Origin of the sequence: Kribbella sp. NPDC023855 (assembly GCF_040639475.1) — a bacterium.
In the GTDB taxonomy this organism is placed as follows: Bacteria; Actinomycetota; Actinomycetes; order Propionibacteriales; family Kribbellaceae; genus Kribbella.
This window is the reverse complement of sequence record NZ_JBFAAA010000002.1, coordinates 797,179-820,773: the sequence shown is the minus strand read 5'-3', so window position 1 is coordinate 820,773 and position 23,595 is coordinate 797,179. Positions and strand designations below refer to the sequence as shown.

Here is a 23,595-nt window from a genome sequence, read left to right as displayed (position 1 = left end):
GGAGGCGGCTGGTGAGGTGGAGGATCTGCCTATGACGGCACAGCAGCTGGTGCGCAGGTGGGCCTGGGTTGGCACGTTCGTGATCGGCAGCGGGCTCTATCTGCTCGTCCTGGCCGTCCTGACCGACACCGGGAACCCGAACCTCTTTCCGACCATGATCCTGCTCGGCGCGCTCGTCGTACCGCTCACCTTCGTCATGTTCGCGGCCGGCCGCTCCGGCCGCTGGCTGATCGACGGCCCGACCCTGGGCGGTTCCCTGCTGTTCGGTGGCGTTGTCGGCGTGGTGGTCGCGGGCCTGCTCGAGTACGACGCGATGCGCAAGCTCGGCGCGCTCCCGATGCTCGGGGTCGGCCTGATCGAGGAGGCGGCCAAACTGGTCGTGCCGGCCATCCTGGTGCTGTTCTTCGGCCATCGGTACCGCCACTCGATCGGCGGCGGCATCGTGATCGGGGTCGCTGTCGGCACCGGGTTCGCAGTACTGGAGACGATGGGCTACGCCTTCGTCGCGTTGCTGCAGTCGGACGGCAATGTGGGTGCCGCTGAGCAGACCCTCTTCATCCGTGGACTGCTTTCCCCAGCCGGGCACGCCGCCTGGACCGGCATCACCTGCTGGGGACTCTGGCGCTTCGTGGTCGCACCCACGGGCAAGCGATTCCTCGGCTTCCTCGGCGCGTACGCCGTTGCGGTTGCCCTACACACCACCTGGGACGGCATCGGCGGCCGCGTCACCTACGCGATCGTCGGCGCGATCAGCATCGGCCTCCTCCTCACCGGCCTCCGGCACGCGCAGCGGAAGGACCACGCCGATGCCCAGCCTGCCTGACTTCAAGCTGGAGACGTACTTCTCGCGCTGGGAGTTCAGCGCCCGCTACCACCTGACCGCGTCCGACGCGCAGACGATCGCGGTGTCCGAGCTGCTCGAGCTCGCCGACGAGGACGGCCGGCGGCGCTGGGACACGCTCGCGCTCGGCTACACCGAGACGCGCGGGCTACCGGCGTTGCGCGAGGAGATCGCCCGTACGTACGACGTGGTCGCACCGGAGGACGTGCTGTGTTTCGCCGGCGCCGAAGAGGCGATCTACCTGGCGATGCACGCGTTGCTGGAGCCTGATGACCATGCCGTGGTGCTGACGCCGAACTACCAGGCGGCCGAGACGATCCCGTTGTCCATCTGCGAAGTCACCGGCGTCCCACTGGTTGCTGAGAGCAACTGGTCGCTCGACCTGGACGCGGTCGAACGCGCGCTCCGGCCGAACACCAAACTGGTGTCGGTCAACTTCCCGAACAACCCGACGGGCGCCGTACCGGATCTCGCCACCTGGCAGCGTTTGGTGGAGCTGTGCGAGGAGCGGGGCATCAGGTTGTTCGGTGACGAGGTGTACCGCGGCCTGGAACTGGAGCGACCATCGTTGCCTCAGGCAACCGATCTGTCGCCGACGGCCCTGTCGCTGAACGTGATGTCGAAGGCGTACGGCCTGCCCGGGCTGCGGATCGGCTGGATCGCCTGCCGCGACCGTGCGCTGCTCGACAAGCTGGAGCGGGCCAAGCACTACACGTCGATCTGCAACTCCGCGCCGAGCGAAATCCTTGCCCTCATTGGGCTTCGCGCTCGTGATCACCTGCTGGAACGCAACCGGGACATCATCCGGACCAATCTGCCGCTGTTCGAGGAGTTCTTCGGCCGCTATCCGGAACTGTTCGACTTCGCCCGTCCGCAGGGTGGCTGCGTCTGCTACCCGCGGTACCTAGGTGCCGACGGGGTTGAAGCAATGTGCACGAGCCTGGTCGAGCAGGCCGGCATCCTGCTGTTGCCGTCGAGCATCTACAGCTCCGAGTTGACCGAGACGCCGGCCGACCGTTTCCGCGTCGGCCTCGGCCGCAGCAGGCCCGAGGAAGCTCTCGAGCAGTGGGCGACATGGCTCGACAAGCGGACCGAGTGGTCCAGTAAATAACTTACCACTTCTCAAAGTGGTCTATTGCGCCCTGCGCAACGCAGGCTGCGACGCTTGCTCTCAAACGCCAGCTTGAACCGCCACTTGCCGTGCGATTGCGCTCTCACGACTTAGTAACGGAGGCTCCTGAACTATTGACTGGTCATCCGGGCTGGGCAATTCTCTACGCCACTGAACGACAGGTTCGTACCAGTCAGCCGGAGGCCGATCCGGCTACTTCGCCCGAGGTGATCCGATGAAGTTCCGTTCGCTTGCTGTCGCCGCAGTCGCGGCCCTATCCCTCACTGCACTCGCCGCTTGCGGCAGTTCCGACGACAAGAAGGACGCCGCCGCATCCGGCCCGACGACGATCGACGTCTGGCTGATGAAGGGCAGCGTCTCCGACGACTTCCTGAAGCGGTTCGAGGCGGACTTCGCCGCCGGCCACCCCGACATCAAGGCCAACGTCCAGATCCAGGAGTGGAACGGGATCGGCACCAAGATCATCGGCGCCCTGGCCAGCAAGGACGCGCCGGACGTGATCGAGGTCGGCAACACCCAGGTCGCGCAGTACTCGGCCAGCGGTGGCGTCAAGGACCTGACCGACAAGAAGGCCGATCTCAAGGGCGACGACTGGATCGAGGGCCTGGCCGGCCCAGGTCTGTACGAGGGCAAGCAGTACGGCATCCCGTACTACGCCGCGAACCGCGTCGTCGTGTACCGCAAGGACCTGTTCCAGGCGGCGGGCGTCACGCCGCCGAAGACCCGCGAGGAGTGGCTGGCCACGACCGCCAAGCTGAACACCGGCGGCAACCAGGGCATCTACCTGCCCGGCCAGAACTTCTACGTGCTGTCCGGCTTCATCTGGGACGAGGGCGGCGACCTGGCGGTGAAGGAAGGCGACCAGTGGAAGGGCGCGCTGTCCACGCCCGAGGCGCTGAAGGGAATGGACTTCTACCAGCAGATCCAGGCGCTCGGCAAGGGCCCGAAGGACTCCGACGAGGCCAAGCCGACCCAGACCGACGTGTTCGCGCAGGGCAAGGTCGCGCAGATGATCGCGGTCCCGGGCGCGGCCGAGCTGATCACCCAGGCGAACCCGGCCCTCAAGGACAAGCTGGGCTTCTTCCCGATCCCCGGCAAGACCGCCGACAAGCCGGGTGCCGTTTTCACCGGTGGCTCCGACCTGATCATCCCGGAGGCCTCGGACGGGCAGGACGCGGCGTACACGTTCATCAAGGAGCTGGCCGGTGAGAAGTGGCAGGTCGACTTGGCCAAGACGATGAAGTACGTGCCGAACCGGAAGAGCCTGGCCGCCTCCGTCGGCTCCGACGAGGGCACCGCGGCGATGGCGGCCGGTGCGGCCAACGGCAAGGCGACGCCGAACTCGCCGAACTGGGCCGCGGTCGAGGCGAAGAACCCGATCAAGGAGTACCAGACCAAGGTGCTGACCGGCGGTGACCCCGCCGCCGCGGCGAAGGCGGCCGACGAGATCATCACCCAGGCCCTGAACGCCAAGTAGAGCCATGGCTGTGGCTGAAGCACAAACCACAGCGGCCCCCGCCCCCGAGACCGGTACGCCGGTCTCGGCCCGGCGGGGGCGACCCCTGTGGTCACGGGTTCTCCCATACCTGCTGGTGGCGCCGACGGTTGTCGGTACGGCGTACCTGCTGGTCTATCCGCTGGTGCGCAACCTGCTGATCTCGGTGCAGAAGTTCGGCATCGCCCAATTGATTCGCGGTGGCGCCGAGTTCGTCGGGTTCGACAACTACAAGACGATCCTGACCGACGACAAGTTCTGGAGTGTGGTCGGCCGCACGTTCGTGTTCACCGCGATCAACGTCGGCCTGATCATGGTGCTCGGCACTCTGGTCGCGTTGCTGATCGGTGCCCTGGGCAAGTGGATGCGACTGGCGGTGATGGGTGGCCTGGTCGTCGCCTGGGCGATCCCGGTGATCGCCGCGACGACCGTCTTCCAGTGGCTCTTCCAGTCCCAGCTGGGGGTCGTCAACTGGGTCCTCGTCGCGCTCGGCTTCGAACAGTACGACGGCAAGGCCTGGTTCGCGGACGGCAACTCGACGTTCGCGATCATCGTGTTGCTGATCGTCTGGCAGTCGGTCCCGTTCGCGGCGCTGACCCTGTACGCCGCGATGACGACGGTGCCCAAGGAGCTGCACGAGTCGGCCCAGATCGACGGGGCCGGCGCGGTGAAGACCTTCCGGCTGATCACGTTCCCGATCCTCCGGCCGATGTTCGGGCTGATCCTGTGCCTCGAAGTGATCTGGGTGTTCAAGTGCTTCGTCCAGATCTGGGCGATCAGCCAGGGCGGTCCGGGCGACGCGACGCTGACGCTGCCCGTCTACGCCTACCAGATCGCCCAGTCGCTGAACCGCTACGACCTCGGGGCGGCGATCTCGATGGTCACGGTGCTGATCCTAGCCGTGGTGCTGCTGGCCTACTTCCGGCAGATGTTCAAGGAAGAAGGTGAACTGTGAGGACCCGGCTCAGCCGCAGGCTCACGCTGAACGTGCTGGCCCTCGGCGTCTTCGCCTTCTCGGTCTTCCCCGTCTACTGGATGGTGCTGACCGCGTTCAAGCCGACCAAGGAGATCCAGGCCGAGACCCCGTCGTTCTTCCCGACGCACGTCACGTTCACGCATTTCAGTACCGCCGTGAACGCCGACGGCTTCTGGATCTTCTGGCGCAACAGCGGGCTGGTCGCCGTCAGCGCAGTACTGATGTCGCTGGTGGTCGCCTGCCTGGCGGCGTACGCGGTCGGCCGGATCCGGTGGAAGGGCCGGCAGGCGTTCATCCTGATGGTGTTCATCGCGCAGATGACGCCGTGGGAGGCGCTGCTGATCCCGATGTACGTGATCGCGCGGGACACGGACATGCTGGACAAGCTGCCGATGCTGACGCTGATCTACTTCATGATGACGCTGCCGTTCACGATCGTGACGCTGCGCGGCTTCCTGAAGGGCATCCCGGTCGAGCTCGAGGAGGCCGCCCAGGTGGACGGCTGCAACCAGTTCGAGGCGTTCCGGCGGGTCGTCTTCCCGTTGCTCGCGCCGGGGCTGCTGTCCACGTCGCTGTTCGGCTTCATCACCGCGTGGAACGAGTTCGCCTTCGCGAACCTGCTGATCATCAAGAACCAGGACCAGCGCACGCTGCCGGTCTGGCTCTCGTCGTTCAGCAACACCTTCGGCACGGACTGGGGCGCGACGATGGCTGCCGCGACCTTGTTCATGCTGCCGGTGCTGCTGATCTTCCTGGTCCTGCAGGGCCGCGTGACGACCGGCGTGGCCGCCGGAGCAGTGAAGGGCTAATCAGGGAAGGTCAACCGCGTCGTGATCCGGTACCGGTCGCCCCGATAGAGGGAGCGGGTGTACTCGATCACGGCGCGGTCCGCGTTGCGCGTGGTCCGCTCGAACAGCAACGCCGGCGAATGCAGCGGTACGCCGAGCAGCGCCGCCTCCTGCGCATCGGTCACCGTCGGCTCAGTCGTCTGTACTGCGTCCTTCGCCGCCACCTGGTACCTCGACCGCAGCAACCCGTAGAGCGAGCCGATCTCGAAGTCACGGCCGGTGATGCCGGGAACGAAGGCGGACGGGATCCGGATCCGCTCGATGCACATCGGAGCGCCGTCGACGAGCCGCAGCCGGACCACGGAGACCAACTGGTCGCCCGGTGAGATCTCCAGTCGCTGGCCGAGTCTCGCGCCGGCCGGCTCGATGTCGAAGCTGATCAGCTTGCTCTGCCAGGGGGTGCCCTCGGCCGGCGGAACCTGGAAATCGCCCGTCGGCGTCGGCTCGAGCTCCTGGTGGATCTTGCGCGAGCTGGTGAAGGTGCCGCGGCCGTGCTCGCGGACCACCAGTCCGTCGCGGGCCAGATCGTCGAGCGCGGCGCGCAGGGTCGGGCGGGACACACCGAGCGACTCGCTCAGGCTGCGTTCGGAGGGCAGCGCCTCACCGGGACTCCGGACCTCGATCAGCCGCAGCAGGCGATCGCGCGCCTCGGTCCTCCTCATGGCACGATCCTAGCAATCTTTACCAATGGTCGGACCTCTGAGAGCGCATTCACTCCGGGTTGAGGGGTTGACTTGACCAGTTGGATAGACCATTTTACGAAGAGTCCCGCGTTCTCCGCCCCGAGACGAAGGTGAAAACCATGGCTCGATCACGCAAACTCCGGATCACCGCGACAGCCGTAGTACTGGCTGCTCTTGCTGCCGCCGGCGCCAGTACTACGGCCAGCGCCCGCCCCGGACCCGAGAAGCCGCTCAGGCCTGCCGCGTGTGGCGCGTTCTTCGACGACTTCAACTACAGCTCCCGGACCGACCCCAACTTCACCGGCCACAAGTGGGAGGTCCGGACCAACGCCGGCGGACCCGGCGTCGGCGGCGCGACCTGGGCCGCCAACAACGTGACCTTCCCGGTCGTGGACGGCCGGAAGGCGCTGCAGTTGCGTGCCACCACCAACGGCACGCCGGCCGGCACCACGCACGCGCAGGTCCAGCAACGGGACCTGCGCTTCTTCGAAGGCACCTACGCCACCCGGTTCAAGTTCAGCGACACCCCGATCAGCGGTGCCGACGGGGACACCGTCAACCAGACCTTCTACACGATCTCGCCGCTCGACTACGACTGGGAACCGACGTACAGCGAGCTCGACATCTCGGAGTACCTGCCGAACGGCGGTTGGGGTGAGACCGGGCCGGTCAACTTCATCACCAGCTGGAACACCTACCAGGCCGACCCGTTCGACGGCTGGCGGATCAGCGAGGCCCGGCGCTGGAGTCATGCGGGCTGGCACACCCTGGTCGCCACGGTCGGCGGCGGGCACGTGAAGTACTACGTCGACGGCGCGCTCGCCGCGGACCACACCACCGACGCGGCCGGCCGCTCGGTCTACCCGCGGCGGCCGATGACGCTCAACTACAACCAGTGGTTCATCGACCTGACCGGCCACACGGGTGGGACCAGCGCCTACGTGCAGGCGGCGGACTGGGTGTACTACGCGAAGAACGAAGTACTGACCCCTTCGGCGGCCGTCGCTCGGGTGAACTCGTATCGCTCCGCAGGCGCCACGCATGCGGACACAATCAGCTGCTGAAACAGTGACCCGTCAGTAGTGTGAGACGCCCTTCGCCACCCATGGACAATCGGTTCCGGACTGAGTACGGTCCGTAACGGCGTCCGCACCACGCCACCGTCGGAGCAGGGCTTCCGGGCCCAACTCCTGCCAGACGGTGAGGTGCTGCCCGCCAGTAGCACCTCACTGGTGGATGGGCGAGCAGTTCGTGGCAGCAGCTACGGGCTGATGGGGGCCCGTACACCTAGGTGGGGCGGATGAGCGCACAGCGCTCCCGCCCCACCGACTCAATCTTTCTCGATGCTGCCCCCAACCCCGCACCGTTCCTGCTCGTCTGGGTAAGTGACAGGGAGGGGTGCGGGTGGCTGACTGGGAAGCCGCGTTCGGCGAGCTCCTGACGGCTCGCGGCAGCGCACTGCGCTCCTACGCCTACCTGCTCACCGGTGACGCGGCCGCGGCGAGTGATCTCGTCCAGGACGCACTGCTGCGAGTGTTCAGCCGCCTGCGAGTCGGCGGGGATGTAGTAGAGCTCGAGGGCTACGTCCGGCGCGTCATGCTCAACCAGTACGTCGACGGCCGACGCCGAGCAACGCTCTGGCGGCAGGCGCGGCACCTGCTCGTCCACCCCCCGGTGCACGAGGACGTGGACGTCACCATCGCCGACGAGGTTCGGCAGGCGTTGTCGACCCTGTCGCCCAAACAACGCGCCTGCATCGTCCTGCGGTACTACGAGGACCGCACCGTCCTCGAGATCGCAGAACAACTCAGCTGCGCCGAGGGCACGGTGAAACGTCATCTGGCCGACGCGAGGGCCAAGTTGGCCGCTCAACTCGGCGCGACCGAAGAGAGCCTGCGATGACCTCCGGAGACCTGAAACATCTTCTGCACGACCTGGCTGCCGATGGGGCCGAGCGGGTCGAGCTGGATGAGGAGCAGTTGGTTCCCCGCATCCGCTCGCGCCGGCGTCGCCGCGCCGCGCTGACGGCGGCGGTCGCCGCGTCGACAGCGGTGATGCTCGCGGCGGGAGCGTACGCAGTACTGCCGGGGGGTGGGCAGGAGCAGTGGCCTGCTGCCGGGGGGACGCCGACTCCGGCTCGACCGCCGGTTCCGACGATGACCATCACCCCTGGGGAGACCCGCGCTTGGGATGCCTGTGGGGCGAGCCTCACCGCGGCCATCACGGGCGATCCGTCGTTGCTGGTCTCGGTGACGACGCGGAAGGTGGCTCGGTCGGCCGGTGCGGCCAGCGCGCCGATCGGTGTCCAGGTCAGCAACACCACCGGCAGAACACTGGACCTGACCGGCACACCCGGCGGACCGGGACTCGTTGTCGTCAAGGACGGCGTTGTCGTCGCGCGGCCTCTGGGCGAGCGGTCGATGGGTCGGCGCTGGGTGTTCACGCCGCGGCAAACGGCAACCATCGTGACCTCGCTGTCCCTTCGACGGTGCGATCGGCTCGGCCCGCCCGTGCTGGAACCGGGCAGCTACCAGCTCTACGCGCTGAAGACCTTCCACCAGAACCGCCGCGACTTCGCCCTCTACCAGGTCCAGGCGGCCGGCGGCCCGTGGACCGTCCAGGTGACGTAGCGGCCATCGGTGGTTTGCCGGATCGTCGGACAACCTTTGCCGCGGTTCGACGTTCGATCCGGTGCTGATGCGGGCAGACTGATCACCGTTGCCGTGATTCCCAACCGCCCCTGGGAGATGCCGTGCCTTCTCATCGTGCTTTCCGTCCTGCGCTGATCTTCGGCGTCCTGCTGGCGTTACTTGCCTTCGGCGTCAATCCGTCGACGGCCGCGACGACGGCGAACCTCACCGTCAGTGCGGCGATCCAGCAACAGGACGGGTCGGTCGCCACTGTCGAGGGGTACGTGGTCGGCCAGCCGACGGCCGCGAACACGGTGATCCGGAGCAACTTCACCGGCGACACCGCACTCGCGCTGGCCGACTCGGCTGCGCAGACCAGCACGGCGTCGATGCTGTACGTCCAGATCCCGACCAGCTTCCGGGCGCAGTACGGGCTGCAGTCGAATCCGGGATTGATCGGCACCAAGATCAGCGTGACCGGGACGCTGACGCCGTACTTCACCCCACACGCGGGGTTGAAGAACCCGACCGCGTTCAGCGGCGGCGGTGGAACGGATCCGGGTCCATCCGATCCGGGTGACTACTACGCGCCGGCTGCCGGGAAGACGGGTGCGGCGCTGAAGTCCGCGCTGCACGGGATCATCTCGAACCAGACCAAGCTGAGCTACGACCAGGTCTGGAACGCGCTCAAGGACACCGACCAGGACCCGGCCAACCCCAACAACGTGATCCTGCTGTACTCCGGCCGCTCACAGAGCAAGAGCACCAACGGCGGCGGCGTGAACGACTGGAACCGCGAACACGTCTGGGCCAAGTCCCACGGCGACTTCGGTACTGCGACCGGCCCTGGGACGGATGTGCACCACCTGCGTCCCGAGGACGTCTCGGTGAACGGTGCCCGCGGCAACCTCGACTTCGACAATGGTGGCACGACCGTGGCGGAGTGCCCGGGTTGCACGGCGGACGGCGACTCGTTCGCGCCGCGGGCCGCAGTACGGGGTGATGTCGCGCGGATGATCCTCTACATGGCGGTTCGGTACGAAGGCGGCGACGGATGGCCGAACCTGGAGCCGAACAACTCGGTCAACAACGGCACCGCGCCGTACATCGGGAAGCTGTCGGTGCTGAAGGCCTGGAGCGCGGCCGACCCGCCGGACGCCTTCGAGAAGCGCCGCAACCAGGTCATCTTCGACACCTGGCAACACAACCGCAACCCGTTCATCGACCACCCCGAATGGGTCACGTCGATCTGGCCGTAGCGCCTAGGTTGGAAGGTATGAGCCCTTCCATCCCACGCTTCCACCTCGCCATGCCGGTCGACGACCTCGCCGCCGCCGCGGAGTTCTACGGCTCCGTGGTCGGCTGCGAGCGTGGCCGCAGCTCCGACACCTGGATCGACTGGAACCTCCGCGGCCACCAGTTCGTGACCCACCTGGCCCCGACCCGCCAGCAACCCATCCACAACCCGGTAGACGGCCACGACGTCCCCGTCCCCCACTTCGGCCTGATCCTGGAAATCCCCGACTTCCACACCTTGGCCGACCGCTTCCGCGCCGCCAACACCCCCTTCGTCATCGCCCCCTACCTCCGCTTTGAAGGCAAACCCGGCGAGCAGTGGACCATGTTCCTCCACGACCCAGCCGGAAACGCCCTCGAATTCAAAGCCTTCACCAACGAAAAAGACATCTTCGCCACCTGAAAAGGCCCGCCCTGCCCTGCGATCTGCCCTCCGCGTTTACCGTCGGTCTTCCTAGGCTGAAGCTCCAGCAACCAAGGAAGGTCTTCTGGTGCAGATCGGGATCCAGGAACTGCGCAGCAATCTCAGCCGGTACCTCGCGGACGTAGCCCGGGGTGGGACCATCACGATCACCCGCAGGGGCAAGCCGATCGCGCGCCTCGAGCGGATCTCTCAGCCCAGCACGCTGGAGCGATTGGTGGCCGAAGGTCGTGTCCGGCTGCCCGGGCAGCCGAGGCGCCCAGCTCCTGCTCCGATCCGGGTCGAGGGCACGGTCAGTGATCTGGTGGCGGAACAGCGTCGGTGATCCTCCTGGTCGGCTCCATCTGGCGGCGATCTGGCCGGTGTTGCAAGTGTTTTCAGTAGGGTCGAATGCTGGGGTTGGGGACCTGAGGGCGGCTTACGCTCCGGCGCATGGTGAGTGGGGCTAGCTACAGGGAAGTTTTTCGCGTTCCGGAGTTTCGGGCGATGTGGTTGGCGGAGCTTCAGTCGGTAGCTGGGGATCAGTTGGCTCGGGTGGCGTTGTCGGTGTTGGTGTTTGCCGACACGGGGTCGGCCGCGTTGACCGGGTTGACCTATGCCTTGACGTTCGTGCCTTCCCTGCTCGGTGGCATCTTCCTGACCGGGCTCGCGGATCGGTTTCCGCGGCGTGAGTTGATCATGTGGGTCGACGGGTTGCGCGGTTGCCTCATCCTGCTGGTGGCGATTCCGGGGATGCCGTTCTGGTCGCTGTGTGTGCTGGTCGGGATCGTGTCGTTGCTGCAGCCGGTGTTCAAGTCGGCTCAGCTCGCGCTGCTGCCGGATGTGCTCGGTGAAGGGCGGTTCGCCACCGGGATGGCGATTCGCAGCATCACCATCCAGTCCGCGCAGATGGCCGGCTTCGCCGGTGGCGGTCTGCTGATCGCGTTGTTCAACCCGTACGTCGTCCTGTTGCTCGACGCGCTCACCTTCTTCGGCTCCGCGCTGCTCATCCGCACCCGGCTGCAGGCGCGACCCGCGGCCGACCGCGCCGGCGCGGCAGGAGATACCGGCGTACGGCGGTCGTGGCGGGGGTCGGCGGGAGAGTCGTGGGGACTGCTCTTCGCGGATCGCGGGATGCGGGCGCTGGTCCTGATGCTCTGGCTGATGGCGCTCGTCGCCGTCTACGAGGGGATGGCTGCGCCGTACGCCGCGGTGTTCGGTGGCAGCTCGGTGGTGGTCGGGCTGATCCTGGCGGCTGATCCGTTCGGGAGTGTGGTCGGCGCGTTCGTGTTCAGCAAGCTCGTGCCGGAGGAGCTCCGGCCGAAGCTGCTCGGGCCGTTGACGATCCTCGCGGCGGCGCCGGTCGCGCTCTGTCTGCTCCGGCCGGGGCTGGTGGCGTCGATCGTGCTGTTCGTACTGGCTGGGGCGTTCGGAACGATCGTGGTGATGCAGACGACAACGACGATGACGTTCATGCTGCCGGACGCGCGGCGCGGGCAGGCGATCGGGATGTCCAACTCCGGGCTGACCACCGCGACCGGCGTCAGCCCGCTTTTTGCCGGGTTGCTCGCGGACAAGACGGACCCGGTCGAGGCGGTCGGCTGGTTCGGCGCGGCCGGCGTACTGGCGGCGGTAGCGCTGGCGGCGATGTGGCAGCGGGCTCAGCGGGAGGACCGCAGAGAGCTGCTGAAGAGGGACTGAGCTGCCACGCAGAATTCGATGACCGTCTGTGATGGTTGCATAATGCTGCGTGTTGACCCGGCCGGGTTCGCAGGGTGCGGCGGCGATCGTCGGCCACCAGATGAGATGAGGTCCTGTAGTGCGTCGTCCTGTTTCGGCTTGCCTGCTCGGCGTGGCCCTCCTGGCAATGGCCTGCCCGTCACCGACCACAGCGTCGGCCGCACCCGCGGCGACTTCAGCCTCTGTCGATTTCTACCAAGCGCCGTCGCCCCTCCCTGCCGGTCGACCTGGCACGGTGATCCGTTCCCGGCCCGCCACGGTCCTCGCGACCGCGCTCACGGCGAAGGCGACGACGGTCATGTATCACTCTCGCGACGCTCAGAATGCGGATATCGCGGTGACCGGCACCATTTTCACCCCCACGCTGCCGTGGCTGGGCCGCGGCACCCGGCCCTGGGTGAACCTCGCGGTCGGTACCCAGGGCCTGGGTCAGCGGTGCGCGCCGTCGAAGCAGTTCGTCGCCACGACCGAGCAGGAACTGCAACCGGTCGAGCTCCTGCTGGCGAACGGTTGGGGCGTCGTGGTCAGCGACTACGAGGGCTACACCACAGGTTCCACCCCTACCTATGTCGCCGGAGTCTCCGAGGCGCACACGGTGCTCGACATCGCCCGCGCGGCTGCCTCCGTCCCGGGAACGGGCATCTCGGCGGCGACCCGCTGGGCCACCATGGGCTACTCCCAAGGCGGCGGCGCGTCGAGTTGGGCGGCGTCGCTGGCCCCTTCCTATGCGCCCGAGCTCAAACTGATCACTGACGTGTCCGGTGGCGTGCCGGCCGACGTCCGCAACGTTGCCGAATCTCTCGACGGCAGCCTCATCGGCGAAGGCCTGCAGTTGTACGCGCTGATCGGCCTCCAGCAGGCCTATCCAGGCCGCTTCCCGCTGGACGAGTCCCTCAGCGCCGAGGGCAGGGCCACCATGGCGTCGGTGAAGACTCAGTGTGTCGTGCAAACGCTGGCCAGCTTCCCGTTGAAGAGGTTCAGCGACTACTCCACCGGCGAGACGATCCAGCAGTTCAACGCTCGCCCTGACGTCGCGTCGGTGTACGCGGAGAACGAGCTCAGCGCCCGGCCGGCACCCACCGTGCCGGTGTATCAGTACCACGCGGCTCTGGACGAAATCGTTCCCATCGGCCAAGCACGCTCGCTCAACCGAGCCTGGTGTGCCAAAGGCGCCCGCATGGTCTTCTCCGTCGTGCCCGGAGACCACATCACCGGCGAAACCACCGGCCTGCCCGGCGCGGTCTCCTGGCTGGCTGACCGCTTCGCCGAGCGCCCGGTGCAAAGCACCTGTTGACAGCAACTCACACCGCCGATTGATACAGCTTTCGGTGAATACAGATTTTGATGTACCGTCGTGGTGTGGACACGATCAGCCGGAGTGAAGTGCTGGCCCGGTTCGGGCACGCGTTGTCGGACCCGACCCGGACGCAGGTGATGCTCGTCCTGACCGAGGGCCCGAGCTACCCGGCCGACCTGGCCGAACGCATCGGCGTCAGCCGTCAGTCGCTGTCCAACCACCTGGCTTGCCTCCGCGGCTGCGGCCTGGTGGTAGCGGAACCAGAAGGCCGCCGAACCCGCTACGAACTCACCGACCCCACCCTCGGCACAGCCCTCACCCAACTCCTCACCATCGCCCTGGCAGTAGACCCCGCCTGCTGCCCGCCCAACACCACCGGCGAGTGCAAATGACGACCCACGGCGAGCCGCGCCTGCTTCCACTGGTTTCCAGTGAAGTGCCTTCGACTGCAGAGAAGGTCGACAGGAAGAAGTTGGGGCGGCGGGCTCAGGTTTTGGCGGGGGTTAGCGTTGGTTACAACGTGGTTGAGGCTGGGGTGGCTGTTGGGGCCGGGGCGGTTTCGGGGTCGGTGGCGTTGGTGGGGTTTGGGCTCGACTCGATGGTCGAGGTGGCCAGTGGGTTGATCATCCTGTGGCAGTTCCGGCATCCGTTCCCGGAGACGCGGGAGCGCCGGGCACTGCGGTTGATCGCCCTGTCGTTCTTCGGGCTCGCGCTCTACGTGTCGGTCGAGTCGATCCGTGCGCTGGCCACCGGTTCCAGCCCCGACGCATCGCGGGTCGGCATCGGCCTGGCGATGGCGTCTCTCCTCGTCATGCCGGTGCTGTCGGCTGCGCAGCGGCGTACCGGCAAGGCGCTCGGCTCCAACTCGGTAGTTGCCGACGGCACCCAAACCCTGCTCTGCACCTACCTCTCGGCGGTGCTCCTGGTCGGTCTGGTGCTCAACGCGACGCTCGGCTGGTCGTGGGCCGACCCGATCGCCGGTCTGGTGATCGCCGCCATCGCGCTCCGCGAAGGCATCCAGGCCTGGCAGGGCAAAGGCTGCTGCGCCCCCGCCAAACCAGGTGCTGCGGAAACGCCCTGCAACGATGGCTGCTGCTAGCTGTTCATGGTGAAGGTGCTCTGCCCGACCTGACGAGTGGTCGTGTTCGGACCGCGGTGATGAGCACCGGCCGCCGTACCCCGTGGATCCGGCTGAGTGATCGCAGGCGCCGGCGTACCGGGCAGCGCCACCCCAGCATGAGCGGCAGACTGACCCACGCGGGTCTGAACCCACTCCTCCAGCCCAGGATCCGCAAGCGACACCCGCTGACCACTCGGGCTCTCCCGCAACATCCCGCGCGCGACCAGCCCCTGCCTGGCAGCATCCACCTCCTGCCACTTGCCCGGCCCTGCCGCCTGAGTCTCACTCGCCATCGCCAACCCCCGCGGCCCCCGTACTGCGACCTTCGCCAGCAGCTCCTTCTCGGCAGCTGAGCAGTTGTTCCAGGCAGCCTGATAGACCACCCGAGCCCGAGCGTTCACCTGAGCCGTCGCCTGCTTCGCCACATCGCTAGTGATCCCGTACGGCGGCCGCGCGACCTGCAACGCTGTCTCCGACAGATCCCGCAACCGGCTCGGGTTGCCGTTGGCCGACTTGAGCAGACTCTCCACAGCCTCCGGCTGGTACGGAATGCCGGCCTGCCGCAATGGCTCGGTCACCGTCGGCCGCAGCTCGTCAGCGCTCAACGGCCCACACTCCCGTACGTCGAACCGCGCCGTCACGCCGGTCGCGATCCCCGACATCCCACCGGATGCGGCCATCAGTCTCGTCGCCGCCAGCTCGCCTCCCGCGCCAACGAGGTAAACCGGCCGGCCCTCCCGCTCCAGATGCGCGGAGAGCTCGGTCAACGCGGCGAGATCACGCTCGGACGCGACGTCGAGATTGTCGACCATCAGCATCACCGGCTGCCCTTTCTTGGCGGCCAGCTCGCCCAGGTTGTCGGCCAGTTGGTTCAGCGTGCTGCCGACCCCGTCCTTGCCCGGCGCCTCCCACTGCTTCTTGACCACGGCCTGGACCGGTGCGACGCCGAAGCGGAGTTCCGCGCCGTTCTGCTGGCTGCGGCTGCGCTGGGTCAGGTCCCGCAGCGTCTTCTTCAGCTTGCGCAGCGCGAAGTACCCGTGCCGTTTGCGCAGTCCGCCGAGATCCTCGCTGACTGCCCGGACGAACCGGTTCTCCAACGGCTCGCGGGGTGAGGCGTCGACCCGGACGGCGGTCCAGCCGTTCCGCCGGGCCAGCTCCTGGGCCCGGTCCAGCTCGAGGCTCTTGCCCATCCCCGGGCCGCCGGTGAACAGCACCGAGTTGCCCTCGGGTGCGCGCCGGTCGAGCGAGATCGGCCGGCCCAGCTGATCCGTCCGGGTGACCGCGTACGCCGGGCGGCGGGGCGTGCCGAAGACCTGACTCATCCCGCCAGCTTTGATGCTCCGCCGGGCCGGGACGCGGGGACGAGTTGACCGGCAGATGAACGGGCGCTGAATCCCTCAGAAGACCTGATGCCGGCCCGAGCGGAAAAGTTGCGAAAAAGACAAAGACCACCCGGAAATCGTGCCGAATTCCCCAACGCCGCCTTTTCTGCAGCCTATACCGGCGAAGGCCTGGGAAATACCCACCCCGGCTGTCATCCTGCGGAAATGGAGACCAGGGTGGGACGCTTGCGAGCGAGAATGACGAAGTTGACGGCATTGGTGGGGACAGTGTCGATGGCGGCGGTGTTGATGACGGCACCTTCGGCGGTGGCGTCGCCGAGTACGGCGCAGCAGCCGGACCCGGACCTGATCATCAAGAGCGTGACGCTGGGCCGTTCGACAGTCCTCGTCTCGGGTCTCAACCGGGTCGCGGTCGGGGTCACGGTCAAGGCGGAGTACCTCGCGGACGGTCCGCAGGACCCCTCGCAGCTCAACGTGTACCTGAAGCGCACCGGCGGCGTCGGTCCGCTCGGGTACATGATCGCCGGGTACCTGAAGCTGACGGCCGGCACGGTGAGGGATGGCACCTACACCGGAACGCTCGCCGTGCCCTCGACGGCGAACGGCACCTTCACGGTGGAGTGGGTCATGCGGGGCAGCCTCAACCTCGACATTCCCCAGAGCTACGCGCTTTTCGCCGGGCCGAGTATCGCGGTCACCGGCGTCCACGTGCCCAAGCTTGTCGCTCAGGTGATCCCCAGGGTGGTGCCGTTCGGTTCGCCGTACCAGGTGAAGACGGCGATCTACGACACCGCGACCGGGTTGCCGTACGGCACCCGCATCCCGGTGGGGCTTGCGGCTGACGACATCCTCTGCAACCTCGGCGCCATCAACTCCGGGCGCACCAACACTGCCGGCATCCTGTACACCTCGTTCCCGGCCGCCTCGGCTGACTTGGTCAACTGCATTCGCGTGATAGGGCCCAGCTTCGACACGATCAGCCGGTTCTTCATGCCGCTGCGGCCGGGCATCGTCGGGGTGACTCCGTCGAAGACCCGGGTGCCGGTCAACACCGTCGTGCCGGTCTACGGCACGGTCTTGGGTGCGCCCTTCCGCTGCCCGGTGTTGCTGCAGCGACTTCACGGCAGGACAGTCTGGAGGCTGGCCAGCCAGGACATCGTCCGGCAGAGCGGACGCTTCACCCTCCGGGCGCAGCCGCCGAACCTCGGGAACAACAGCTATCGGGTCTACTTCCCGACCTGCGGGCGTTTCCAGGCCGGCTACAGCCGGACCTTCGCGATTCAGGGCACCTGAAGACTTGATGCGGGCACGAGCGGGAAAGTTGCGAAAAGAATGAAGAATTTCCGCAGTGCTGCCTTTCGCAATAACCTCTAGGAAATTGCCCCACCCCGTGTCATCCTGCGAAAATGGACAAAGGGGTGGGGCGCTTGCGAGCGAGAAAGACGACAATGATGGCACTGCTGGGGACAGTGTCGATGGCGGCGGCGCTGGTAACGGCACCTTCAGCGGGCGCAGCACCGAGTACGGCGCAGACGCCGGATCCGGGCCTGACCGTCAAGAGTGTGACACTGGGCCGCTCGTCGGTGCTCGTGTCGGGGCTCAACCGGGTCGCGGTCGGCGTCACGGTCAAAGCGGCGTACTCGGGCAGCGAAACACCGCTCAACGTGCTGTTCAAGCGCACCGGCGGCGTCGGCCCGCTCAAGTCGATGATCGCTGGCCAGCTGAAACGCACCGGCGGATCGCTCAGCGACGGCACCTGGACGGGAACGGTCGACATCCCCTCGACGGCAAACGGCACCTTCAAGGTGTACGGCGTCCTGCCGGGCTACCTGCAGGTCGGGGACATGACGACCGAGACGCCGTTCGACGGGCCGAGCGTCGCGGTCACCGGCGTGCACCTGCCGAAGTTGGCCGTCCAGGTGATCCCGCGGGTGGTTCCCTTCGGTTCGCCGTACCAGGTGAAGGCCGTCATCTACGACTCCGCGACTGCCAGGCCGTACGGCGTCCGTCTCCCGCTTGTGGTCACCGTCGACGACGCGTGTGCCGAGCGCGGCGGCATCGCGCGGCTCACTGACACCGCGGGGGTCCTGTACACCTCGTTCCCGGCCGCCACGGCTGACTGGCTCAACTGCGTCCGGGTGCCCGGCGGCGGCCGCTTCTTCGACACCCTCGGACTTGGCTTTGTCCCACTCCGGCCGGGCATCGTCGCAGCCACCCCGTCGAAGACCAGCGTGCCGGTCAGCACCGTCGTACCGGTCAATGGCACCGTCGCAGGTGCGCCGTACCGCTGCCCGGTGCTGCTGCAGCGGCTTCACGGCAGGACGGTCTGGAGGCTGGCCAGCCAGGACACCGTGCGGGCGAGTGGACGCTTCACCGTCCGGGCGCAGCCGCCGAACCTCGGCAACAACAGCTACCGGGTCTACTTCCCGACCTGCGACCGGTTCCAGGCCGGCTACAGCCGGACCTTCGCGATTAGGGGCACCTGATGAAGACCGGGCGCGGCCTGGCCGCCATCGGGTCGGCCTTGCTGGGAATGGCAGCGCTGCTGGTGGCACCTTCAGCCACCGCGGCGCCGGCCACGGCGGAGTCACCGGATCCGAACCTGACCGTCAAGAGCGTGACGTTGGGTCGTTCGACGGTGCTGGTCTCGGGGCTCAACCGGGTCGCGGTGGGGGTTACGGTCAAAGCGTCGTACAAGTCGGGCACCGAAACGCCGCTCAACGTGTTCTTCAAGCGCACCGGTGGTGTCGGCCCGCTCCAGCACATGATCGCCGGCGAACTGAAGCGAACCGGCGGAACGTTGAACGACGGAACCTGGACGGGCACGGTCGACGTTCCTTCGACGGCGAACGGCACCTTCAAGGTGTACGGCGTCCTGCCGGGCTACATGCTTCCCGGGGACATGACCACCGAGACACCTGTCGACGGGCCGAGTATCGCGGTCACCGGCGTGCATCTGCCGAAGCTGGCAGTCCAGGTGATCCCCCGGGTGGTTCCGTTCGGTTCGGCGTACCAGGTGAAGGCGGTCATCTACGACTCCGCGACCGGCAAGCCGTACGGCGTCCGGCTCCCGCTGCAGGTCGTGAACGACAACCTGTGCGTCGAGTACGACGCCATACCCCGATACACCGACACGGCAGGCGTCCTGATCACCACGTTCCCCGCGGCCGCGGCCGACTCGCTCAACTGCGTCCGCGTGCGTGGGCGCTACTTCGACACCATCGCCCGCTTCTTCTTCCCGCTCCGGCCGGGCATTGTCGCGGCGACCCCGTCGAAGACCAGCGTGCCGGTCAGCACTCTCGTACCGGTCAACGGCTCGGTCGCGGGCGCTCCCTACCGCTGCCCCGTGTTACTGCAACGCCTTCACGGCCGCACCGCTTGGCGCCTAGCCAATCAAAGCACCGTCCGACAGAGCGGCCGCTTCACGGTCGTGGCCCAGCCGCCGAACCTCGGCAACAACAGCTACCGCGTCTACTTCCCCACCTGCGACCGCTTCCAGGCCGGCTACAGCAGGACCTTCGCGATTCAAGGCACCCGATGAAGACCGGACGTGTGATGGTCGCCATCGGGTCGGCCTTGGTGGGACTGGCGGCGCTGCTGGTGGCGGCACCGTCGGCCGTGGCAGGACCGGGTACGGCGCAGTGGCCGGATCCGGATCCGGCCTTGAGCGTCACCAGCGTGACGCTGGGCCGTTCCGCGGTGCTCGTCTCGGGTCTGAACCGGGTCGTGGTGGGGGTCACGGTCACAGCGGGGTACAACTCGGAAACCGAAACGCCGCTCAATGTGATCTTGGCTCGCACCGGCGGCGTCGGCCCGCTCAACAGCATGATTGGAGACCTGAGACGGACCGGCGGAACACTGAAGAACGGCACCTGGACCGGGACGGTCGAGGTCCCGTCGACGGCGAACGGCACCTTCAAGGTGACGGGCGTCCTGCCGGGCTACCTGGACCCCAGGGGAAGCATCTATGAGTCCACGCCTTTCGACGGGCCCAGCATCGCGGTCACCGGCGTGCACCTGCCGAAGCTGGCAGTCCAGGTGATCCCCAAGATCGTTCCCTTCGGTTCGGCGTACCAGGTGAAGGCAGTGATCTACGACTCCGCGACTGGTAAGCCGTACGGCGTCCGTCTCCCGCTGCGGGTCGTCAGCGACGAGGCCTGCCACGATTACGGCACCGCGACCCGGCTGACCGATACGGCCGGCGTCCTGTACACCTCGTTCCCGGCGGCCGCGGCTGACACGATCAACTGCGTCCGGGTCCGCAGTCGCGTCCTCGACACCATCAGTCGCTACTTCAATCCCTTAAGACCGGGCATCGTCGCGGCGGCCCCGTCGAAGACCAGCGTGCCGGTCAGCACCGTCGTACCGGTCAACGGCTCGGTCGCGGGTGCTCCTCAGGTTTGCCCGGTGCTGCTGCAGCGGCTTTACGGCAGGACGGTCTGGCGGCTGGTCAGCAAGAGCACCGTCCGGCAGAGCGGCCGCTTCACCGTTCTGGCCCAGCCGCCGAACCTCGGGAGCAACACCTACCGGGTCTACTTCCCGACCTGCGGCCGCTTCCAGGCCGGCTACAGCAGGACCTTCGCGATTCTCGGTACCTGACGGGATTTGGGCGGGGTGGGTTAGGCTAGTTAGGTATGCCTAACCAAATCCGCCCAAGCCTGAAGGTCGAGAGGACCGTGGTCGCGTGAGCACCCCCGCACCCCGCAGCCGCCGCGCGAAGTTGGCGGTCGTCCGCCGCACCGAGCGCGTCACCCCGCACATGATCAGGGTGGTGCTGCGTTGCGACGAGTTCGTCGACAACGGCACCACCGACCACTACGTGAAGCTGCTCTTCCCGCAGCCCGGCGTCGAGTACCCGGACCCGCTCGACATGGGTGTCGTCCGCGAGCAGTTCCCGTCCGAACAGTGGCCCACGATGCGGACCTACACCGTCCGATCCTGGGACGACGCCGCCAAGGAGCTGACCATCGACTTCGTGCACCACGGCGACGAGGGCATCGCCGGTCCGTGGGCCGCGACGGCTCAGCCCGGCGACAAGCTCTGGTTCAACGGTCCGGGTGGCGCCTACTCGCCGCAGGAGACCGCCGCCTGGCACCTGCTGGTCGGGGACGAGAGTGCGCTGCCGGCGATCGGCGCCGCGATCGAGGCACTGCCGCCGGGCGCCCACGCCAAGGTGTTCGTCGAGGTCCAGGACGAGACCGAGGAGCAGAAGTTCAGCGGCTCCGGCGACGTCGAACTGACCTGGCTGCACCGGGCCGGTCGCGGCGGCGAACGCGGTGACGGCCTGGTCGAGGCGGTCGAGGCGCTGGAGTTCCCGCCCGGCGAGGTCCAGGCCTTCGTCCACGGCGAGGCCGGTTTCGTACTGCGCTTGCGCCGCCACCTCTTCACTGACCGCGGTCTCGCGCGCGAGCAGGTCTCCCTGTCCGGCTACTGGCGCCTCGGCAAGAACGAAGACGGCTGGCAAGCCGAGAAATCCGAAACAGCCCGCAAAGAACGCGCCACCGCCGGCAACTAACCCCATCCAACTAACCCCACCGGGCCGGCCGCGCGGCGGCGGTCAGCTCGGTGCGACGGCGCGGTCGCTCATGAGCTTTTCCCCGAGCGGACGGTGGCGATGCGGCGGTTGAGGATTTCGGTGATGACTGGGGCGTCGTCGTGCGGTAGCACCCAGTCTTCGCCCTGGGCCTGCAGGATGAGTGCCGGGCCGGGGCTGCTGGCTGGTGCCAGCTTCATGGGCACGGGGTATTTGAGCCGCTCGTGTCCGGACAGCTCGACGGCGTGGACGCCGGTCACGGCCGTCAACGGATAGCGCTTGTCCCGCTCGGTCGTCTGCCCGCCCTCGGCCGACTGCGCCACCATCAGCTCGTGCAGCGCGACCTGGTCGGCGCCGATCGACAGCCGCAGCCGGGTCAGGCCGCGCATCCGGAAGCTCAGCTCGTACGGCGATTCGGCCAGCTCCGGGATCGCGGGAGACATCAGCTGGCGGAAGCCGTAGCCCGCCAAGGCTGCACCGATGATCGCGCCACCGACACCGATCGGCAGGAACCACAGCGCCAGCGAAGCCGAGTCCAGCACGATCGTGTAGAACGACGTGAACATCGCCGTGACGCCACCCATCGTGAGCCCGGCCCACCGCCAGTTGGCGGGCTTGAAGCGACTCTTCCCGCGCCGCCACCAGCCGGCCGCGAGCAGTGCGAGCGGAATCAGCGCCGCCTGCCAGTTGTCGGCCTCCGCGCTGATCCACAGCGTCAGGCCGAGGAAGACCAGCGGGATGCCGAGATAGACGATCGTCACGACCAGCTGGGCCTGCCGATGCCTTGCCTCCAGTGAACTCACCGGAAAACCCAAGCACATCGCGGTGCCCAGGCTCTAATGTTGCCGACGATGACCCCTCTGTTCGAAGTACCGGCTCCGCTCTTCGAGACGCTCTCTGACGAGTTGCCGTGGCTCGAGTCCGCGCCCGCGCAGGCCGCGGAGTACCTGGATCGCTGGAAGCTGCGGCTCGACGGCAAGCCACTGCACGGCATGGCCTCGATCATCCTGCCGGTCGAGCGCGCCGACGGGACTCCGGCGATGCTGAAGCTGCAGCCGTTCAACGAGGAGAGCGAGGGCGAGGCGCTCGGCTTGCGGACCTGGCCGGCGGACGCCGTCGTGGAGGTGTTCGAGGACGACCCGGCGAACTCCACGATCCTGCTGGAGCGACTCGAGCCCCGAACCCTCAACGACGTCCCCGACGACACCGAGGCGACCCGCATCCTGGCCGAGTTGCTCGCCCGGCTCAACGTAGTACCGGCTCCTCCCGGGCTGCGTACGCTCGCCGACATCGTGGCGGAGATGCTCGCTGACGCCCCGGCGCTGATCCCACTGCTGGCCGATCCCGCTCAACAGTCACTCGTACGCCGGTACGTCGCGCAGGCGGCCGAATTGGCGCAGGAACCCGGCGATCGCCTGCTGCACTGGGACCTGCACTACGGCAACGTGATGGCAGCGCAGCGAAAGCCGTGGCTGGTCATCGACCCGAAGCCGCTGGCCGGCGACCCGTGTTTTGAGCTGCTCCCGGCGCTGGGCAACCGCTGGGACGACCTGGTCGCGACGGGCGATCTGCACGGGGCGATCCGGCGCCGGCTCGACCTGATGCTCGCCGTGACCGGGCTGGAGCGCGACCGGGCGATCGGCTGGACGATGGTCCGGATCTTGCAGAACGTGCTCTGGGACCTCGAAGACGACGAGAACGAGATCGAGCCGAACCAACTCGAGATCGCGCGGGCCCTTGCGTGAACCCTTCGATCTGATTACATGATTACATGACAACGCCGACGGTGTACGAGTGGGCGGGCGGTGCGGAGGCGTTTCTTCGGCTGACCGAGGTGTTCTACGACAAGGTGCTCGAGGACCCGATCCTCGCGCCGGTCTTCGCGCAGATGAGCGACAAGCACCGCGAGCACGTGGCGCTCTGGCTCGGCGAGGTGTTCGGCGGCCCGAGCCGCTACACCGACGAGCTCGGCGGCTACCCGGCGATGCTCGGGCATCACCTGAACCTCGGCCTCACCGAGGAGCAGCGGTCTCGCTGGGCCGCCCTGATCGCCGCCAGCGCCGACCCGGCCGGTCTGCCCGGTGACCCCGAGTTCCGCTCGGCCTTCGTCGCGTACGTCGAATGGGGCACCCGGCTCGCGCTGGCGAACTCGCAGCCCGGCGCCACCCCACCCCCGAAGGCCCCCGTTCCGCGCTGGGGTTGGGGCGAAGCCCCGCCGTACACTCCCTAGGCGACCAGCGTGAGCCGCGGTAAGAGCGGGT

General features: G+C 67.4%; 25 protein-coding genes. 22 read left to right on the top strand and 3 right to left on the bottom strand.

Translation table 11 applies throughout. From position 1 onward, the window contains the following. Positions 1–31: 31 nt before the first annotated feature. The 5 genes from AB0F51_RS09680 (at position 32) to AB0F51_RS09660 (ending at position 5,253) form a co-directional block, all read left to right on the top strand. A complete protein-coding gene (locus AB0F51_RS09680) occupies positions 32–823 on the top strand; it encodes a PrsW family intramembrane metalloprotease (protein WP_360276677.1) in 792 nt (263 codons plus the stop codon). After that, entirely contained in the window at positions 807–1,952 is a 1,146-nt protein-coding gene (locus tag AB0F51_RS09675; RefSeq protein ID WP_360276674.1) for an aminotransferase class I/II-fold pyridoxal phosphate-dependent enzyme, read from the top strand. Before AB0F51_RS09680 ends, AB0F51_RS09675 begins: the two co-directional genes overlap by 17 nt. Before the next feature lie 235 nt (positions 1,953–2,187). Beyond that, positions 2,188–3,450: an extracellular solute-binding protein gene (locus AB0F51_RS09670; RefSeq protein WP_360276671.1), complete on the top strand. Its 1,263-nt coding sequence runs from the start codon at positions 2,188–2,190 to the stop codon at positions 3,448–3,450. Between the two features lie 4 nt (positions 3,451–3,454). Further along, complete coding sequence (locus AB0F51_RS09665) at positions 3,455–4,423, top strand: sugar ABC transporter permease (protein ID WP_360276668.1); 969 nt, start codon at positions 3,455–3,457, stop codon at positions 4,421–4,423. Next, positions 4,420–5,253 carry a carbohydrate ABC transporter permease gene (locus AB0F51_RS09660; protein WP_360276665.1) on the top strand — a complete coding sequence of 278 codons (834 nt, stop codon included), beginning with the start codon at positions 4,420–4,422 and terminating at the stop codon, positions 5,251–5,253. Before AB0F51_RS09665 ends, AB0F51_RS09660 begins: the two co-directional genes overlap by 4 nt. On the opposite strand, the gene AB0F51_RS09655 is transcribed toward AB0F51_RS09660, so the two are convergent. Continuing rightward, a complete protein-coding gene (locus tag AB0F51_RS09655) occupies positions 5,250–5,954 on the bottom strand; it encodes a GntR family transcriptional regulator (RefSeq protein WP_360276662.1) in 705 nt (234 codons plus the stop codon). The two genes, AB0F51_RS09660 and AB0F51_RS09655, sit on opposite strands and share 4 nt — an antisense overlap. 140 nt (positions 5,955–6,094) lie before the next feature. On the opposite strand from AB0F51_RS09655, the gene AB0F51_RS09650 reads away from it, so the two are divergent. From AB0F51_RS09650 to AB0F51_RS09605, 10 genes are all read left to right on the top strand, one after another. After that, complete coding sequence (locus AB0F51_RS09650) at positions 6,095–7,039, top strand: glycoside hydrolase family 16 protein (protein ID WP_360276659.1); 945 nt, start codon at positions 6,095–6,097, stop codon at positions 7,037–7,039. A 340-nt stretch (positions 7,040–7,379) separates the two neighbouring features. Further along, complete coding sequence (locus AB0F51_RS09645) at positions 7,380–7,877, top strand: sigma-70 family RNA polymerase sigma factor (RefSeq protein ID WP_360276656.1); 498 nt, start codon at positions 7,380–7,382, stop codon at positions 7,875–7,877. After that, positions 7,874–8,605, top strand: a complete 732-nt coding sequence (locus AB0F51_RS09640) for a hypothetical protein (protein ID WP_360276654.1) — start codon at positions 7,874–7,876, stop codon at positions 8,603–8,605. Before AB0F51_RS09645 ends, AB0F51_RS09640 begins: the two co-directional genes overlap by 4 nt. A gap of 122 nt (positions 8,606–8,727) precedes the next feature. Continuing rightward, positions 8,728–9,864, top strand: a complete 1,137-nt coding sequence (locus tag AB0F51_RS09635; RefSeq protein WP_360276651.1) for an endonuclease — start codon at positions 8,728–8,730, stop codon at positions 9,862–9,864. A 17-nt stretch (positions 9,865–9,881) separates the two neighbouring features. Beyond that, positions 9,882–10,304: a VOC family protein gene (locus tag AB0F51_RS09630; protein ID WP_360276648.1), complete on the top strand. Its 423-nt coding sequence runs from the start codon at positions 9,882–9,884 to the stop codon at positions 10,302–10,304. Between the two features lie 88 nt (positions 10,305–10,392). Then, positions 10,393–10,647, top strand: a complete 255-nt coding sequence (locus AB0F51_RS09625) for a type II toxin-antitoxin system Phd/YefM family antitoxin (RefSeq protein WP_360276645.1) — start codon at positions 10,393–10,395, stop codon at positions 10,645–10,647. A gap of 107 nt (positions 10,648–10,754) precedes the next feature. After that, positions 10,755–12,002: an MFS transporter gene (locus tag AB0F51_RS09620; RefSeq protein WP_360276642.1), complete on the top strand. Its 1,248-nt coding sequence runs from the start codon at positions 10,755–10,757 to the stop codon at positions 12,000–12,002. Between the two features lie 376 nt (positions 12,003–12,378). Then, the gene (locus AB0F51_RS09615; RefSeq protein WP_360276639.1) at positions 12,379–13,335 is read left to right on the top strand and encodes a lipase family protein; all 957 of its coding nucleotides are present in this window, start codon (positions 12,379–12,381) and stop codon (positions 13,333–13,335) included. Positions 13,336–13,400: 65 nt separating this feature from the next. Continuing rightward, positions 13,401–13,730: a metalloregulator ArsR/SmtB family transcription factor gene (locus AB0F51_RS09610; RefSeq protein ID WP_360276636.1), complete on the top strand. Its 330-nt coding sequence runs from the start codon at positions 13,401–13,403 to the stop codon at positions 13,728–13,730. Next, positions 13,727–14,437, top strand: coding sequence for a cation transporter (locus tag AB0F51_RS09605; RefSeq protein WP_360276633.1), 711 nt, complete (start codon positions 13,727–13,729; stop codon positions 14,435–14,437). Before AB0F51_RS09610 ends, AB0F51_RS09605 begins: the two co-directional genes overlap by 4 nt. Here the strand turns inward: AB0F51_RS09605 and AB0F51_RS09600 are convergent. Then, complete coding sequence (locus AB0F51_RS09600; protein ID WP_360276630.1) at positions 14,434–15,780, bottom strand: ATP-binding protein; 1,347 nt, start codon at positions 15,778–15,780, stop codon at positions 14,434–14,436. The two genes, AB0F51_RS09605 and AB0F51_RS09600, sit on opposite strands and share 4 nt — an antisense overlap. A gap of 258 nt (positions 15,781–16,038) precedes the next feature. Here AB0F51_RS09600 and AB0F51_RS09595 point away from each other — a divergent pair, with 258 nt between their 5' ends. The 5 genes from AB0F51_RS09595 to AB0F51_RS09575 all read left to right on the top strand — a co-directional run bounded on the left by AB0F51_RS09595 (position 16,039) and on the right by AB0F51_RS09575 (position 21,316). Further along, positions 16,039–17,094, top strand: coding sequence for a hypothetical protein (locus tag AB0F51_RS09595; RefSeq protein ID WP_360276627.1), 1,056 nt, complete (start codon positions 16,039–16,041; stop codon positions 17,092–17,094). Positions 17,095–17,249: 155 nt separating this feature from the next. Further along, the gene (locus AB0F51_RS09590) at positions 17,250–18,287 is read left to right on the top strand and encodes a hypothetical protein (RefSeq protein WP_360276624.1); all 1,038 of its coding nucleotides are present in this window, start codon (positions 17,250–17,252) and stop codon (positions 18,285–18,287) included. Beyond that, positions 18,287–19,342, top strand: a complete 1,056-nt coding sequence (locus AB0F51_RS09585; RefSeq protein ID WP_360276621.1) for a hypothetical protein — start codon at positions 18,287–18,289, stop codon at positions 19,340–19,342. Before AB0F51_RS09590 ends, AB0F51_RS09585 begins: the two co-directional genes overlap by 1 nt. Then, positions 19,339–20,400 carry a hypothetical protein gene (locus tag AB0F51_RS09580; RefSeq protein WP_360276619.1) on the top strand — a complete coding sequence of 354 codons (1,062 nt, stop codon included), beginning with the start codon at positions 19,339–19,341 and terminating at the stop codon, positions 20,398–20,400. The genes AB0F51_RS09585 and AB0F51_RS09580 overlap by 4 nt, the downstream gene beginning before the upstream one ends. A gap of 85 nt (positions 20,401–20,485) precedes the next feature. Then, a complete protein-coding gene (locus AB0F51_RS09575; protein WP_360276616.1) occupies positions 20,486–21,316 on the top strand; it encodes a siderophore-interacting protein in 831 nt (276 codons plus the stop codon). Positions 21,317–21,384: 68 nt separating this feature from the next. On the opposite strand, the gene AB0F51_RS09570 is transcribed toward AB0F51_RS09575, so the two are convergent. Beyond that, positions 21,385–22,137 (bottom strand): hypothetical protein, encoded by a 753-nt coding sequence (locus AB0F51_RS09570; RefSeq protein WP_360276613.1) that lies wholly within the window; start codon positions 22,135–22,137, stop codon positions 21,385–21,387. A 48-nt stretch (positions 22,138–22,185) separates the two neighbouring features. Between AB0F51_RS09570 and AB0F51_RS09565 the strand changes: the two genes are divergently transcribed. Together AB0F51_RS09565 and AB0F51_RS09560 are read left to right on the top strand one after the other, a co-directional pair. Further along, entirely contained in the window at positions 22,186–23,079 is an 894-nt protein-coding gene (locus tag AB0F51_RS09565) for an aminoglycoside phosphotransferase family protein (RefSeq protein WP_360276610.1), read from the top strand. Between the two features lie 26 nt (positions 23,080–23,105). Next, positions 23,106–23,564 carry a group II truncated hemoglobin gene (locus AB0F51_RS09560; RefSeq protein WP_360276607.1) on the top strand — a complete coding sequence of 153 codons (459 nt, stop codon included), beginning with the start codon at positions 23,106–23,108 and terminating at the stop codon, positions 23,562–23,564. The last annotated feature ends 31 nt before the right edge of the window (positions 23,565–23,595 follow it).